General features: G+C 50.0%; 11 protein-coding genes. 10 read left to right on the top strand and 1 reads right to left on the bottom strand.

What is annotated here, in order from left to right; genetic code table 11:
* The first annotated feature begins 122 nt into the window (after positions 1 to 122).
* From GOU96_RS06165 to hldE, 4 genes are all read left to right on the top strand, one after another.
* Entirely contained in the window at positions 123 to 1,640 is a 1,518-nt protein-coding gene (locus GOU96_RS06165) for an inorganic triphosphatase (RefSeq protein ID WP_267781495.1), read from the top strand.
* A 484-nt stretch (positions 1,641 to 2,124) separates the two neighbouring features.
* A complete protein-coding gene (locus GOU96_RS06160; protein WP_000224551.1) occupies positions 2,125 to 3,381 on the top strand; it encodes a methyl-accepting chemotaxis protein in 1,257 nt (418 codons plus the stop codon).
* Positions 3,382 to 3,504: 123 nt separating this feature from the next.
* Positions 3,505 to 6,351: a bifunctional [glutamate--ammonia ligase]-adenylyl-L-tyrosine phosphorylase/[glutamate--ammonia-ligase] adenylyltransferase gene (glnE, locus tag GOU96_RS06155; RefSeq protein ID WP_175247949.1), complete on the top strand. Its 2,847-nt coding sequence runs from the start codon at positions 3,505 to 3,507 to the stop codon at positions 6,349 to 6,351.
* Between the two features lie 63 nt (positions 6,352 to 6,414).
* Positions 6,415 to 7,845 (top strand): bifunctional D-glycero-beta-D-manno-heptose-7-phosphate kinase/D-glycero-beta-D-manno-heptose 1-phosphate adenylyltransferase HldE, encoded by a 1,431-nt coding sequence (gene hldE / locus GOU96_RS06150; protein ID WP_000805771.1) that lies wholly within the window; start codon positions 6,415 to 6,417, stop codon positions 7,843 to 7,845.
* Positions 7,846 to 7,962: 117 nt separating this feature from the next.
* Here hldE and tolC read toward each other — a convergent pair whose 3' ends face one another.
* Entirely contained in the window at positions 7,963 to 9,279 is a 1,317-nt protein-coding gene (gene tolC / locus GOU96_RS06145; protein ID WP_000735334.1) for an outer membrane channel protein TolC, read from the bottom strand.
* A 231-nt stretch (positions 9,280 to 9,510) separates the two neighbouring features.
* Here tolC and nudF point away from each other — a divergent pair, with 231 nt between their 5' ends.
* The 6 genes from nudF (at position 9,511) to parC (ending at position 16,520) form a co-directional block, all read left to right on the top strand.
* The gene (nudF, locus tag GOU96_RS06140) at positions 9,511 to 10,137 is read left to right on the top strand and encodes an ADP-ribose diphosphatase (protein WP_001150034.1); all 627 of its coding nucleotides are present in this window, start codon (positions 9,511 to 9,513) and stop codon (positions 10,135 to 10,137) included.
* 6 nt (positions 10,138 to 10,143) lie between these two features.
* A complete protein-coding gene (locus GOU96_RS06135) occupies positions 10,144 to 10,590 on the top strand; it encodes a DUF1249 family protein (RefSeq protein ID WP_000080926.1) in 447 nt (148 codons plus the stop codon).
* A gap of 30 nt (positions 10,591 to 10,620) precedes the next feature.
* Positions 10,621 to 11,433, top strand: a complete 813-nt coding sequence (cpdA, locus tag GOU96_RS06130; protein WP_258501321.1) for a 3',5'-cyclic-AMP phosphodiesterase — start codon at positions 10,621 to 10,623, stop codon at positions 11,431 to 11,433.
* A gap of 1 nt (position 11,434) precedes the next feature.
* Complete coding sequence (gene yqiA / locus GOU96_RS06125) at positions 11,435 to 12,022, top strand: esterase YqiA (protein ID WP_046127056.1); 588 nt, start codon at positions 11,435 to 11,437, stop codon at positions 12,020 to 12,022.
* Positions 12,023 to 12,350: 328 nt separating this feature from the next.
* On the top strand, positions 12,351 to 14,231 hold the full coding sequence (gene parE, locus GOU96_RS06120) for a DNA topoisomerase IV subunit B (protein WP_267781490.1): 1,881 nt from the start codon (positions 12,351 to 12,353) through the stop codon (positions 14,229 to 14,231).
* 3 nt (positions 14,232 to 14,234) lie between these two features.
* Entirely contained in the window at positions 14,235 to 16,520 is a 2,286-nt protein-coding gene (parC, locus tag GOU96_RS06115; protein ID WP_267781488.1) for a DNA topoisomerase IV subunit A, read from the top strand.
* Positions 16,521 to 16,537: the final 17 nt, after the last annotated feature.

Genomic DNA, 16,537 nt, shown 5'->3' with positions numbered 1-16,537 from the left:
CATGTTAACCCAAACACCGTCGCAATAAAACTGTTTTAGATCATGATTGGGCCGATATTTCTCTCTTGCTCCGGTGTCTATAAGGCAATATCCTGTCGGCATCTGCATCGAAAGGGATAACTATGGAAACCGAGATAGAACTGAAGTTTTTTGTTTCTCCAGATTTTTCAACCATCTTACGCGCGAAGATTTCTGAAACCAAAGTTCTTCAGCACAGCTGTCGGGAGTTAGGAAACACGTACTTTGATACCTCCGATAACTGGTTGCGTCAGCATGATATTGGACTGCGCATCCGTCGTTTTGATGAGGTGTATGTCCAAACGGTGAAAACCGCAGGTCGTGTGGTCGCCGGTCTACATCAGCGTCCGGAGTTCAATGCCGAACATCACAGTAATGAGCCCGATCTTTCTCTGCATCCTGCCGATATCTGGCCGCAAGGAAAAGAGCTGACTCAGCTACAAGCCGAACTCATGCCGCTCTTTTCGACCGACTTCACTCGTGAACAGTGGCTGATTAGCATGGCTGATGGTAGCCAAGTGGAAGTCGCCTTTGATCAAGGTCTTGTGGTGGCGGGCGATCGCCAAGAGCCGATTTGTGAAGTGGAGCTGGAACTTAAGTCTGGTCAAACCGATGCACTGTTTACCTTAGCGCGCCAGCTTTGTGAGCATGGCGGTATGCGCTTAGGGAATCTTAGTAAAGCAGCTCGTGGCTATCGCCTCGCTGCCAATTATTCGGGTGATGAAATCCAACCCATGGCCTTGGTCAGTGTCGATAAAAATGACACTGCCGAGTCTTGCTTTATTCGTGCTTTAGAACATGCGTTAGCGCACTGGCATTATCATGAGCAAATCTATACCGAACGTGAAAACGTGGCGGCATTGCACGAAATTCGTCATGCAGTGAGTTACCTGCGCCAACTGCTTTCCGTCTACGGCGGCATCACTCCGCGCCGCGCCAGCGCGATTTTGCGCCAAGAGCTCAAATGGTTAGAACAAGAGTTACAGTGGCTAAAAGAGTTTGAATATCTGGAAAGTTTGCAAGAAGACAAAGGTTACGCGCTGCGTAAACTGGATGCGCGTAAGTTTTTAGTCACCGCGTTGAAAACCTTGCAAGAGAGTCTGCCACAGCGTGAAGATACACTGCGTTTACTGAGCAGCGCCCGTTATACCGGCTTGTTACTGGATCTAAGTCGTTGGGTGCTGACACGTGGTTGGCAGCCGTTTTTAGATGACAAAGCACGCGAAAAAATGGCGCAGCCGCTGGAAGCGTTTTCCGTAAAACAACTTGACCGCACATGGGCGGAGTTGATGGAAGCTTTTCCACCGGGTAAAACCTTAACCGTACAAGAATACCTCGATCAGCAGTATCGCCTAATGCGTAACCTTTACACTGGGGTGAGTTTTGCAAGTTTATACGATGCTGAAAACCGTCAGGCATTTCGGATGCCGTGGGCGGATTTGTTGCACGGTATTGATGATTTATTGCGCCTCAAACCATTAGAGCGTTTGGTGGATCTGCTACAAGGTGAAGAGCAAGATCAACTGAAACGTTGGCTGATTCGTCAAGAGAACTCCATTTTGCATGCGATGGAGCAAAGCCGCACGATGGGTGTTGAAGCGCATCCGTATTGGCGTGAGTAGCTCTGGTTAACGTATTGATATAGATAAATAAGGGAGGCGGGTGCTTCCCTTTTCTTTTTATCGTGTATCCCCATCTTGGTGAGCTTTCACTATGCATGCCCACATCTCGTTATCGCGAGAAAAGACTCTAGATACGCCAGTTTATGCCGATAACACATAGTGAGTTTGATGAGTGATGGATAGAGATAATATCCCCTTCCTACTTGAAGCTGCGGTGGTGTTGGCTACGTTTGTTCATCCCAATCACATAGTCTGTCTATGCCCATTGATATGAACTCACTTGATGCCTACCTGCAACTCCAAGTCATTTGGGTATAAGTCAAAGATCACAAATAGCGTGATGAATAAGAGAATTAGCGATAACAAACTGATGGGTTTTGTTTCATTTTTGATATTATCGGCTTTCATACGAGGCTCGAAATAATAGGTTGCGGATCTTTTGCATCCTCACTCAGTGGCAATCAAAAAGAATGGAGAACTGACAATGGCAACGATGTCGTTTAAGCCGTGGGAGCGGGTAATTACAGATGTTCGTCTCGTCCCGAAAATGGTGATGCTGATGGTATTCAGCACGGTGTTGATCATTGGCAAGCAGCTTTGGGACGCAGATATCTTTTACCAATCTTTATTGGCTGCGACCAATAGTGTGGAAGTCGCACAGCAGCACTACGATAACTATCTGGTGCAAGTGTTCTGGCAAACCTTGTTACTGATTGTGGTGTTTGTGGTGCTGTTGCTGTTTGCCGCGCGCGTCATGCTGCGACAAACTCAGTATCTGAGTGATGTGATCAAGCTGATGGCGCAGCGTAACCTCTCAGAGCCGATCAAAATGGATTGTAAAGATGAGTATGGGGATGTCGCGCGCGAGCTGGAGAAAACCCGCCGCCAGCTGCAAGACCTGATCAAATTGCAAATTGATGCCTCGCAAGAGCTGACCTCGCTCACTGAAGTGATGACCCTGAGCATGTCGGAGACCAAAGATTCAGCGCAAGAAGAGTTCAACGAAATTGACCAATTGGCCACAGCGATGAGTGAGATGTCGTCAACGGTTCAAACGGTCGCGGAACATGCGCAGAACGCCTCTTCCTTAACCGAAAATGCGTCTCAGCAGGCTCAAACCGGTCAGCAGTTTGTCAAAAGCACCATCAGTAAAATGAGTGAGCTTTCGAAAGACATCAGCTCTTCTGCGCAAGCCGTCAATCAGGTGGAAGAACGAGTAGTGGCGATCAGCAGCGTGGTGGGCACGATTCGCAGCATTTCAGAGCAAACCAATTTGCTGGCACTGAACGCGGCGATTGAAGCGGCGCGAGCAGGAGAAGCCGGGCGCGGTTTTGCTGTGGTTGCCGATGAAGTGCGAAATTTGGCACAGCGTACCCAAAATGCGACCGTTGAAATCCAAGAGATGATTTCACAGCTGCAAACTAGTGCCAATAGCGCTGTGAATTTAATGGAAAAAAGTGTGGTGCAAGCGGCTGATGGGGTAGAGCTCATCACCAACGCTGGTAGCGAGTTGGATGGCATCGTTAATCAGGTTCAATTGCTCAATGACATGAACTTCCAAATTGCCGCAGCAGCAGGTCAGCAAAGCAATGTGGCCGAAGAGATGAACGAAAACCTCAACAATGTGCGTGAGTTGGTGGAAGGTTCGGTCACTGTGATGACTGAGCTGCTCGAAACCTCAGAAATCATGCAAAGTAACGCTGAAGAGCTGGATAGAAAAATTACCGCATTTCGCGTGTAGGCCGAGCTATTGAGCAAAACCGCAAAAAATTATTCGTCAAGCGCCCACAACTGCTCTGTGGGCGTTTTTTTTCCGCCAGAGTTTGCGATATAACTAGTGAACATTCAAAGACAAGGAAGCATCATGTCACTGCCCAGCGCGCTTTTGCCGACCGCCGAATTGCATTATCAATCACTGATTTCTGAACATCCACACATCGCCAACTGGCCTTCGTCTGTACTGAGTCAATTGCGCTATGTGCTCGGTTTAAGCCAGTTTGTAGCCCAAACCTTGCAGCGCGATGACCCATTGTGTCAGGTGCTCCCCTCGTTATTAGCCGAGCCAAGCCGTGAGCAAAATTATCGCAGTGAATTAGCGCAGTGGTTGGCCGAGTGTCAGGATGAAGCGGTCGCGCAGAAGCGTTTACGCCAGTTTCGTAACCAAGAGATGGTGTATATCGCATGGCGGGATTTTCGTGCGAGCTGGACATTAGAAGAGAGCCTTTCTCACCTTTCCCAACTGGCGGAAGCGCTGATCTTTGAAAGCTATCAATGGCTCTATCAACGCTGCTGTCTGGAAATGGGCACGCCTTGTAATGCGCAAGGGGAAGCGCAGCCCATGCTGATCATCGGAATGGGCAAACTCGGTGGCGGTGAGCTCAACTTCTCCTCTGATATCGATCTGATTTTTACTTATCCTGAAAATGGCGAGACGCAAGGCGCGCGCCGTTCGATTGCCAATGCGCAATTTTTCACACGCTTAGGTCAGCGCTTGATCAAGCTACTGGATCAATCCACACCGGATGGTTTTTGTTACCGAGTCGATATGCGCTTGCGCCCGTTTGGTGACAGCGGCCCACTCGCGATGAGCTATGCCGCATTAGAGGATTACTACCAAGAGCAGGGGCGTGATTGGGAACGCTACGCGATGATCAAAGCGCGAGTGATGGGGCGGGAAATGTACCCGCAATACCAAGAGCTGCGCCAGATGCTGCGCCCGTTTGTGTTTCGCCGTTATATCGATTTCAGTGCCATTCAATCCCTACGCCGAATGAAATCCATGATCAGCAGCGAAGTGCGCCGTCGTGGCTTGAGTAACAACATCAAGCTCGGTGCGGGCGGTATCCGTGAAGTGGAATTTATTGCGCAAGTGTTCCAATTGATCCGCGGTGGCCGCGAGCCAAGCCTGCGCAAACGCGGCTTGCTAGAAACCTTGGATGCGATTGCGGAGCTTGAACTGCTAACGCGCGAACAAGTGCAAGATTTGCGTGATGCTTACCGCTTTTTGCGCCGCTTAGAAAACTTGCTGCAAGCGATGGCCGATAAGCAAACTCAAACGTTACCGGATAAAGAAGACGATCAGTTGCGTCTGGCGATCGCAATCGGATTGGCCGACTGGCCAAGTTTACAGCGTGAGGTGAGCGAACACATGCAGCGCGTGCATCGCGTGTTTGCCACTTTGATTGGCGAAGAAGACGAAGAAGAGGAACACACGGTCGCTCGTCATTTCCATGAGCTGTGGGATATGGCGCATAAACCGGACGTGATTGAACACATCATTGAGCAGGATCTTGGGTTGAGCGAAGCAGGTGAGCAAATTCGCACCATCACTCAATTTAAAGATGATCTGGCTAAACGCACCATTGGCCCGCGTGGGCGCGAGGTGCTTAACCGGTTAATGCCGAAAGTGTATCAGGCCGTGTTTGCTCATCCCGATGCAGAATTTGGTTTGTCGCGCGTATTGGCATTGCTGCACAGTATCGCCACACGCACCACTTACCTTGAACTGCTCGATGAGCATCCCGCTGCTTTGGTGCAATTGGTGCGCTTGTGTACCGCTAGCCCAATGATTTCCGAGCAGCTCGCGCGTTATCCTATCTTGCTTGATGAGCTGATTGATCCACAGCATCTGTATAACCCAATTCCATTGGAGTCTTATCAAACCGAGCTGCGGGATTTTCTGGCGCGCATTCCAGAAGAAGATATGGAGCAGCAGATGGAAGGGCTGCGCCAATTTAAGCAAATCTCAATCCTGCGGATTGCCGCAGCGGATATCGCTGGCGTGCTTCCGGTGATGAAAGTGAGTGACCACTTAACCTATCTTGCCGAAGCGATTGTTGAAGCGGTCGTGAGTCAAGCTTGGTTGCAAGTGAGCAGTAAATACGGCGAACCTACTCATCTCAAAGATCGTGATGGCCGAGGTTTTGCGGTGGTGGGCTATGGCAAAGTCGGAGGCTGGGAGCTGGGGTATAGCTCCGACCTCGACATCGTATTTATGCACGACTGCCCAGTTGAGGTGAACACGGATGGCGAGAAAAGCATTGATGGCCGCCAGTTCTATCTACGTTTAGCACAGCGCATCATTCATATTTTCTCTACCCGCACAGCCTCGGGTATTTTGTATGAAGTCGATACCAGACTGCGCCCCTCTGGTGCATCCGGTTTGCTCGTGAGTCCAACCGATGCCTTTGATGAATATCAGCGTCAAGAAGCATGGACTTGGGAGCATCAAGCCCTAGTTCGCGCGCGGATGATCTATGGTGATGCGCCGCTGCAACAAGCGTTTGCCAACACTCGGCATCAGATTCTCTGTTTGCCCCGAGAGGAGCACAAGCTTAAACAAGAGGTGGTCGAGATGCGGATCAAAATGCGTGACCATCTCGGCGGTAAAAAAGCGGGGCGCTTTATGCTCAAGCAAGATGAAGGCGGGATCACCGATATTGAATTTTTAGCGCAATATCTGGTCTTACGCTTCAGTCATCAACAACCTAAGTTAACGCGTTGGTCGGATAACGTACGCATTTTTGAATCCTTGATGAACCATCAAGTGATGAGCGAGTCACAAGCGCTGGCTCTGACTCATGCCTACACCAGTATGCGCGACCAGATTCATCGCCGTAATTTACTCAATCAATCGGCCGATGTGCGAGATTCACAATTTGTGGTTGAACGTGAACAAGTGATACAAGCTTGGCAGCAGTGGCTCGGTTGAGCACTTCTGCCACCTTGGCGGCTGTGATAAACTCCGCCCCAATCTGAATATTGGAGATTGAGAATGAAACCAGTGCTACCTGACTACAGCAAAGCGGGTGTGTTAATTGTCGGTGATGTCATGCTTGACCGTTACTGGTATGGCCCAACGGGACGTATCTCGCCGGAAGCACCAGTACCTGTAGTGAAAGTAGAGCAGAGTGAAGAGCGTCCGGGCGGTGCCGCTAACGTTGCGATGAACATCGCTTCTTTAGGTGGTCACGCGCACATCATTGGTCTGACAGGGCAAGATGAGCCGGCGAATGTGCTTGCCAACAAGCTCACCTCACTGAAAGTCCATTGTGATTTTGTGGCGCTGCCGGATTACCCGACCATCACTAAATTGCGTGTATTGAGCCGCGGTCAGCAGTTGATCCGTCTCGATTTTGAAGACAAATTCGAAAACACGGATGCGCAGCTTATCTTATCGCGCATGGAAAGTGCGTTACCTAAAGTGCGCGCGGTGATCTTGTCTGACTACGCGAAAGGTGCGTTAGAGCACGTACAGCAGTTTATTCAGAAAGCCAAGGCGGCTGGTGTACCTGTATTTATCGATCCTAAGGGCAGCGACTTTGAACGCTATCGTGGTGCATCGTTGCTTACGCCAAACATGTCTGAATTTGAAGCTGTGGTCGGCAAAGTCAAATCTGAGCAAGAGCTGGTTGAAAAAGGTTTTGCCCTGATTGAAAAGTTCGATCTCGGCGCATTACTGGTGACTCGTAGCGAACACGGTATGACTCTGCTGCGCCGTGGACTGGAACCTTTCCATTTACCCACCCAAGCCAAAGAAGTGTATGACGTAACAGGCGCCGGGGATACGGTCATTTCTGTGCTTGCGGCGTCGGTTGCGGCAGGTAAAGCGCTGGATGAAGCTTGTGCTCTGGCTAATGCTGCCGCCGGTGTGGTGGTCGGTAAACTGGGTACGTCTACTGTTTCTACCATTGAATTGGCGGAAGCCGTGCACGGCAGCAAAGACACTGACTATGGCGTGATCAGTGAAGATGCTCTGATTGAAGCCGTGAAAAAAGCGCAAGCGCGCGGCGAAAAAGTTGTGATGACCAACGGCTGTTTTGACATTCTGCACGCCGGCCATGTTTCCTATCTTAACCATGCGGCAGAGCTTGGCGATCGCTTAATCGTTGCGGTGAACACCGATGAATCGGTGAAACGCTTGAAAGGCCCTGGCCGTCCGGTCAACAGTACCGATCGTCGTATGGCGGTATTGGCGGGTCTTGGCGCGGTGGACTGGGTTGTGCCATTTAGCGAAGATACACCACAGCGTTTGATCGCAGCCGTGTTGCCAAATCTACTGGTGAAAGGTGGCGACTACAAACCGGAAGAGATTGCGGGTGGCAAAGAAGTGATTGCCGCGGGTGGTGAAGTCAAAGTATTGAACTTTGAAGAAGGCTGCTCAACCACCGAAATCATCGAAGCGATCAAAGGTGGTCGTGGTTAACGTGGATTGATAAGTAATGTGATACTTATCAACTGCTTAATCGACATATAGCAAAAGGGGCCAAGTGGCCCCTTCATTTATTTCATGATTTATTTCATGCAGCTCAAAAGAGATGGATTACTTCTTCGCGACTTTTAGGCCTGCGTTGACATCCATCACGTCTTGCTCACTCAGAGTACCAATCGCTTGGCGCAGTTGCAGCACACTGAGAATGTAGTCATAGCGAGCATTCGAGAGATTTTTGTTCGCATCATACAGGCGACGTGTGGCATCGAGTACATCGACAATGGTACGCGTACCGACATCAAAACCTGCTTCGGTCGCTTCCAGTGCTGACTTCGCAGAAATCACTGCCTGCTCATAAGCACGCAGTGCACCAATTGAAGCGTTGATGTTGTTGTTGTACGCACGCACATCTTTAACCACTGAGCGGTAAGCGGCTTCCAGATCTTGACTGGCGGCTACATACGCAAATTCAGCCTGCTTGGTCAGTGACGTGGTGTTGCCACCTGTGTACAGCGGTACTTTGAGGTTCACGCCGATTTTGAAATCGTTGTACTCTTCGCCTGAAGTGTTTTTCGCATTGTCGTTGCTATTGTTGCCATAGTTGTAACCACCATCTAAGGTCAGTGATGGCAGATGGCCAGAGCTGGCAAGCGAAATGTTGTCACGTGCGACATCTTGACTGATACGAGCAGCGAGCAGCGATAAGTTTTGTTGTTGCGCTTTTTCGATCAACGCTTCGCTCGATTCGGTCGTGCGACTCGCAGCAAAACGTTTGGTATCGAGCACCGCAAGCTTAGAGTATTCCTGACCCGTAATTTCACGCAGAGCTTCATAGCTATTGGTGAGGCTGTTTTCCGCCAACACTTCATCGGCTAATACACCATCGAATTGTGCCTGTGCATCATGTACGTCGGTAATCGCTGACAAACCGACTTCAAAGCGTTGCTTGGTTTGCTCTAATTGGCGACCCACCGCCGCTTTTTCGGCGCGCACGAATTCAAGGTTATCTTGAGCGCGGAGCACTTCAAAATAAGCCTTCGCCACACGTAAGATTAAGCCTTGTTGCGTGGCAGCGTATTGAGAGTCTGCTTGGCGGGCTTTTTTCTCAGCCGTATCTAAGCTTACCCAGCTAGAACGTTGGTACAGTTCTTGTGAAAAGTTGATGCCTGCAGAGAGAAGATCACTTTCGCGTGGGTCTTGATCACTGCGGTTGATGTTGTAACCCGCCGTCAGATTAATTTGTGGTAAAAGGGCACTACGGCTAGAAGTCACCGCTTCAAACGCAGCATCACGTTGAGCCGCTACGCTGAGTAATTGGGGATCATTTTCTTTTGCTTGGTTATAAATCTCTGCCAGGTTTTCTGCCCAAACGGCAGAGCTTAGTGTGCCTAGCGCAGCACTAACAAATAATGGAAGCAGTTTTTTCATCGGTCCTATTCCTGACGTGATGTGAAAGGATTTATTCCTCAAGAGTTTAACTCAAATTGATGGTAATTCACTCGAAACTTTGCACTTTTTTACACTTAACTATCCAACTGTGCAATAAAAATCATGAGACACTTAAAAAATAAGATAATTTTTATATAAAAAGTTGAGCCATCACTTGGTAGTCGGCAAATTCCACGAGTAAACTATAAAGTTCATCAATAGGAGGTACGAATGCAAGACGCGAATCAGCAGCCAGTCTCTTTTAATAAGAAAGATGTCGAAATCCTTAATAAAGAGACACTGTTTAAAGGTTTTTTCCGCATGGTGAAGTACCGTTTTAAGCATAAACGTTTTGCGGGAGGCTGGAGTGAGCCAGTTGAGCGTGAAATGTTTGAACGTGGCCATGCCGCGGCGATGTTGCCGTACGATCCTATTCGTGACCAAGTGGTGATCATCGAACAGATCCGCGTCGGTGCGCTAGAACATGCACAGCCTTGGCAACTGGAAATTGTCGCTGGAGTGATTGATACCGATGAGAGTGCTGAACAAGTCGTGCGCCGTGAAGCGGTAGAAGAAGCAGGGCTGAGCGTAGGCAGAATTGAAAAAATTACCTCTTATTATCCTTCTTCTGGGGGATGTTCTGAAAAATTGGATGTCTTTATAGGTGAAGTCGATTGTTCACAAGCGGGTGGCATTCATGGTTTAGACTGTGAAGGAGAGGACATCAAAGTGCATGTGATGAGTCGGACTGAAGCGTATCAATTGGTCAAAGATGGGCGAATTGAAAATGGAGCATCAATCATTGCCTTACAGTGGTTGGCGCTGAATTATCAGCCATTACAACAGCAATGGCAGTAACGAGTAATGAGTCAATTGACAGTTAAAAAACCGTATCATGTTGATCTCCCTGAATTAATGCGGGTATATGAGACCAACTACGCCAAACTGAATGCTCTGCTGCCTGCGCAGCCGGAGGTCGGAGAGGTGCGTTGTTACCAAGCTGCTCAAATGACCTACCAACTGCAAGTGCTAGAGGTCACAAAGTACACAACTTTGTTGGAGGTCTGTCAAAGTGATGACTTGTCAGTATTTCCATTGCCGACCATGTCTGTCAGGCTGTACCACGATGCTCGCGTGGCCGAGGTTTGCAGTAGTGAACAGTTAGGTCGAGTGCAAGCGCGCTATGATTATCCGAACGAAAACATGGTGCAACCCGATGAAAAAGCGCAACTGAATCGCTTTTTAGGCGATTGGCTGACTTTCTGCCTCAAGCATGGCATCAGTCGCAGTCCAATCACCCTATCACAATAAATAACAGAGTTAGGTTTACCGATTTTGAAAGTGTCGTCTCAATCAGAGGATTCATCGATCAAGCTTATTCAGATCACGGACACCCATTTGTTCGCGGTGGAAGATGGTAGCTTGCTCAGTGTGAATACGGCTGACAGCTTTGCGGCTGTGGTTGCGGCCATTGGTGAAGAGCAGGTCGAATTTGATGCTATTCTCGCCACCGGGGATATTTCGCAAGACCACACACCCGAGTCTTATCAACGCTTTGTGCACGGTATTCAGCCGCTAAAAAAAGCGTGTTATTGGCTGCCCGGTAATCATGATTACAAACCGAGTATGCACAGCGTACTGCCCACTCAGCAAATTCAAGCCGTTGAACATGTGCTGCTGGGGGAGCATTGGCAAGTGGTGTTACTCGATTCGCAAGTGGTTGGCGTGCCGCACGGTAAACTGAGTGAGCAGCAGTTACAACTGCTAGATAACAAGCTGACCGAGTACCCAGAGCGTCACACTTTAGTGCTGCTGCACCATCATCCGCTCTTGGTGGGAAGTGCTTGGCTTGATCAGCACACACTCAAAGAGAGCGAGCGTTTTTGGGATGTCGTCGCCAAGCACAGTAATGTGAAAGCCATTTTGTGTGGCCATGTGCATCAGGATATGGATCGTATTCACCTTGGCGCGCGTGTGATGGCGACCCCCTCAACCTGTGTGCAGTTTAAGCCTAATTCACAAGATTTCGCGTTAGATAACTGCTCACCCGGCTGGCGTGAATTAACCCTTCACGCGGATGGACAAGTGAGCACCCAAGTGAAGCGACTTAAACAAGGCCGATTTTTACCTGATTTTAACTCGAACGGATACTGATATGACTGCTCGTCCTGCTTTGCTGCTCTACATCCATGGCTTTAACAGCTCACCGTTGTCACACAAAGCGCAAGTGATGCAGCAGTATTGCCAGCAGCACAGGCCTGATATCAAAGTCGTGGTGCCCCAGTTACCAAGCTTTCCAGCGCAAGCGGCGCAGCATCTGTTGTCTGTCGTGGAGCAATATCGCGCGCAATATCGCATCGGGTTGGTCGGTAGTTCATTAGGCGGTTATCTCTCCACTTGGTTAAATGCCCAATTTGGCTTTCGCGCGGTACTGATCAATCCTGCTGTGAAGCCTTACGAGTTATTAGCCGATTTTCTCGGTGAGCAGGTTAATCCTTACACCCAAGAACATTACGTGCTCGAAGCGTGTCATATTGATGAGTTGAAAGCGCTCGATACGCCAGTGCTGAAACAGCCAAGCGATTTTTGGCTACTGCAGCAAAAAGGCGATGAAGTGCTGGATTATCGACAAGCGGTTGAGAAGTACCAAGCGGCTAAACTGACCGTGGAAGAGGGCGGTGACCACAGTTTTGTGGATTTTGAACGTTACCCAGAGCAGATTATTCACTTCCTTGAACTTTGATTGATGACTGACTTTTGTTGTTTTCGGATTCAATCTGCGTTTTGCTGCGCAAAGCCTCATAAATTTACCTGATCCTTGCGCTGTGCCCTTGACATCAGAGGGCGGCTTCCAGACTATGTTGCCCTTAGACTTTAGCGCCAACTGTGAGGCGGTGTAAGGGCAGAACGCGAGCTTGCTTGGTCAGTGTCCTCTCGCTCCCATCGTTCAGCTTGCTGAAATGAACACCTGAAATAATGCGATTTTTCGCACAATTTATGCACAAAAAATCAGGTTTTCACACGGCGCTGATAAAGTTACCAATCATTGAGCAAATAAAGCATTCCGTATTATGACTGAACAATATAATGCTGGGGCCATTGAGGTTCTCAATGGCTTAGAACCAGTGCGTCGCAGACCGGGAATGTATACCGACACCACGCGCCCCAATCACCTTGGGCAAGAAGTGATCGACAACTCCGTCGATGAAGCGCTGGCCGGATACGCCTCCAAAATTCAGGTAATTCTTCATGCCGATCAATCGCTCGAAGTGGTTGATGACGGGCGAGGCATGCCCGTCGATATTCACCCCGAAGAGAAGGTCTCAGGGGTGGAGCTTATCCTGTGCAAACTGCACGCCGGTGGTAAGTTTTCCAACAAAAACTACCAATTTTCCGGTGGCTTGCATGGGGTGGGTATTTCGGTGGTGAATGCGCTCTCCAAACGGGTAGAAGTGGCGGTTCGCCGTGATGGTCAAGTGTATGAAATTGCCTTTGAACATGGCGATAAAGTGACTGAGCTGACGGTTACGGGGACTTGCGGCCGTCGCAATACCGGTACTAGCGTCCATTTCTGGCCAGACACCAAATATTTTGACTCACCGAATTTCTCCGTATCGCGCCTGATTAATAACTTGCGTGCCAAGGCGGTACTTTGCCCCGGTTTAGAAATCATCTTTACCGATAAGGTCAATAACAACGAGCACCGCTGGTTGTACGAAGATGGTCTAAAAGATTATCTGGCCGAAGGGGTGAAAGGTTATACCTTACTGCCGGAAGAGCCGTTTACCGGCGAATTTACTGCGCAAACCGAAGCGGCAACGTGGGCGGTGATTTGGCTACCCGAAGGTGGCGAGCTCATCACCGAAAGCTACGTTAACCTGATCCCAACTGCGCAAGGTGGTACCCATGTCAACGGTTTACGCCAAGGCTTGCTGGATGCGATGCGCGAGTTTTGTGAGTTCCGCAATCTGCTGCCACGCGGGGTAAAATTGACAGGCGAGGACGTGTTTGACCGCTGTGCTTATGTGCTGTCGATCAAGATGCAAGATCCGCAGTTTGCTGGCCAAACCAAAGAGCGCCTCTCTTCACGCCAATCGGCGGCGTTTGTCTCCGGCGTGGTGAAAGATGCCTTCAGCTTGTGGCTTAACGAAAAACCGCAACTGGCAGAGCAGTTAGCCGAAGTTTGTATTGCTAATGCGCACAGCCGAATGCGTGCCAGCAAGAAAGTGGTGCGTAAGAAGATCGCTTCAGGCCCTGCCTTACCGGGTAAATTAACCGACTGTACAGTGCAAGACCTTAACCGCACCGAACTCTTCCTGGTGGAAGGGGATTCGGCGGGCGGCTCGGCGAAGCAAGCTCGGGATCGTGAATTCCAAGCGGTGATGCCACTGCGCGGTAAAATCCTTAATACGTGGGAAGTTTCTGCCGATCAAGTATTGGCTTCACAAGAAGTACACGACATCTCAGTTGCATTGGGGATTGACCCTGACAGCGATAACCTCGAAGCACTGCGTTACGGCAAGGTCTGTATCCTTGCCGATGCGGACTCGGATGGTCTGCACATTGCGACCTTGCTCTGCGCCCTATTTACCCGCCATTTCCGCGCGCTGGTGAAAGCCGGTCACGTCTATGTTGCCATGCCGCCGCTCTACCGCATCGACTGTGGTAAAGAGGTGTTCTACGCACTCGATGATCAGGAAAAAGAGGGCGTGTTAGAGCGTCTGAGCCAGAAAAAAGCCAAAGTGAACGTGCAACGCTTTAAAGGCTTGGGTGAAATGAACCCGCTGCAATTGCGCGAAACCACGATGGATCCCAACACTCGCCGCTTGGTGCAACTGACCATTGATGATGCAGAAGCGACCGACGAGATGATGGATATGCTGCTGGGTAAAAAGCGTGCGGATGACCGCCGAGCTTGGCTGCAACGTAACGGCGATATGGCAGAGGTGTAACGAATGTCTACTGAAATCAGCTTTGATGGCGTTGAACAGCTGCCGCTGCGCAAATTTACTGAAGACGCTTATCTCAACTATTCGATGTACGTCATCATGGACCGTGCCTTGCCCTACATTGGCGATGGCTTAAAACCGGTTCAACGACGCATCATCTACGCCATGTCTGAGTTGGGTCTCTCGGCATCGGCCAAATACAAAAAATCAGCACGTACCGTGGGTGACGTACTGGGTAAATACCATCCGCATGGCGATTCGGCCTGCTACGAAGCCATGGTGTTGATGGCGCAGCCATTCTCTTATCGCTATCCGTTAGTGGATGGTCAAGGTAACTGGGGTGCACCGGACGATCCGAAATCGTTCGCGGCCATGCGTTATACCGAAGCCAAACTGTCAAAGTTTGCCGAGATTCTGCTTAGCGAATTAGGCCAAGGCACCGTAGATTGGCAACCAAACTTTGATGGCACCATGCAAGAGCCGAAAATGTTGCCAGCGCGTCTGCCGCACATTCTGCTCAATGGTGTCACCGGCATCGCGGTAGGTATGGCGACCGACATTCCACCGCACAACGTGCGTGAAGTGGCGGATGCGACGATTCACCTCATCGATAATCCTAACGCGCCGCTGACCGATATAATGCAGTACGTCAAAGGCCCAGATTTCCCGACTGAAGCAGAGATCATCACCCCAACGGTTGAGCTAGAGAAGATCTATCGTTCGGGTCGTGGCAGCATCAAAATGCGTGCTGTGTGGTGCAAAGAAGGCTCGGATATCGTGATCACCGCGCTGCCGCATCAAGTCTCTGGCGCGAAGCTGCTGGAGCAGATCGCTGCGCAGATGCGTGCTAAGAAACTGCCGATGGTGGAAGACTTACGCGATGAATCGGATCACGAGAACCCAACGCGTATCGTGATCGTGCCGCGCTCAAATCGCGTCGATTGCGATCTGCTGATGAACCACTTGTTCGCTTCAACGGATCTGGAAAAGAGCTTCCGCGTTAACCTGAATATGATTGGTCTCGACAATCGTCCTCAGGTCAAAGGCTTAGTGCAGATCTTGAGCGAGTGGATCTCCTTCCGCCGTGAAACGGTACGCTCACGTTTGCAATATCGCCTCGATAAAGTGCTGGCTCGTTTGCACATTTTGCAAGGTTTGCTGATCGCTTATCTCAACCTTGATGAAGTGATTGAGATCATCCGCAACGAAGACGATCCGAAAGCGGTGTTGATGGCACGCTTTGATCTGACCGATATTCAAGCGGACGCGATCTTAGATACCAAGTTACGCCACTTGGCGAAACTGGAAGAGATGAAGATCCGCGGTGAGCAAGATGAGCTAGAAAAAGAGCGCAAAAAATTGGAAGAGCTACTCGGCTCTGAACGTCGCCTCAATAATCTGCTCAAAAAAGAGATAAAAGCGGATGCCGACAAGTTTGGCGATGATCGCCGCTCACCACTGGTCGAACGCGAAGAAGCCAAAGCGCTGACCGAGCGTGATTTGATGCCAAGTGAAGCGATCACCGTCGTGCTGTCTGAAAAAGGCTGGATCCGTCACGCCAAAGGTCATGATGTGGATTGCCAAAGCCTGAACTACAAAGCGGGCGATAATTACCTCACTCATGCCTGTGGTAAGAGCAACCAGCAAGCGGTGTTCTTGGGCAGTGATGGCCGCAGTTACTCGCTCGAATCGCACACGCTGCCATCAGCGCGCGGTCAAGGTGAGCCGATCACGGGGCGTTTGAACGTAGCGGAAGGCACTACGATTCGTCAGGTTGTGATGGGCGAGGAAGATCAGCTCTGGTTGGTGGGTTCAGATGCTGGCTACGGCTTTGTGTGTAAAGGTGATGACCTACTGTCGAAAAACCGCAGTGGTAAAGCGCTGATCAATTTGCCAGAAAACTCGGAAGTGATGACGCCACAAGTGATCGCCGATCTCGATAACGATGAGATTTTAGCGATTACTAACCAAGGGCGAATGTTGCTGTTCCCGATTAAGGATCTGCCGCAACTGAGCAAAGGTAAGGGTAACAAGATCATCAATATTCCTGCGGCGAAAGCGAAAACCCGTGAGGAAGTGCTGTCCAACTTGATGGTGTTGCCACAAGGCGCATCGATTACCCTGTATGCAGGCAAACGTAAGCTAGGCTTGAAGGTGAGCGATTTGGATAACTTCCGCGGCGAACGCGGCCGCCGTGGCGCTTTGTTGCCCCGTGGCTTGCAACGCGTGACCGCGATTGAGATTGAAACCTCAGCGGAGCCAGAATCGACCCCGCATTCGGAAGATGAATAGACAAGAGGAGCCATTTG

It is taken from the genome of Vibrio sp. R-1 (genome assembly GCF_035615595.1).
Taxonomy (GTDB): Bacteria; Pseudomonadota; Gammaproteobacteria; order Enterobacterales; family Vibrionaceae; genus Vibrio; species Vibrio cholerae.
This window is presented reverse-complemented; position numbering and strand designations above follow the sequence as displayed.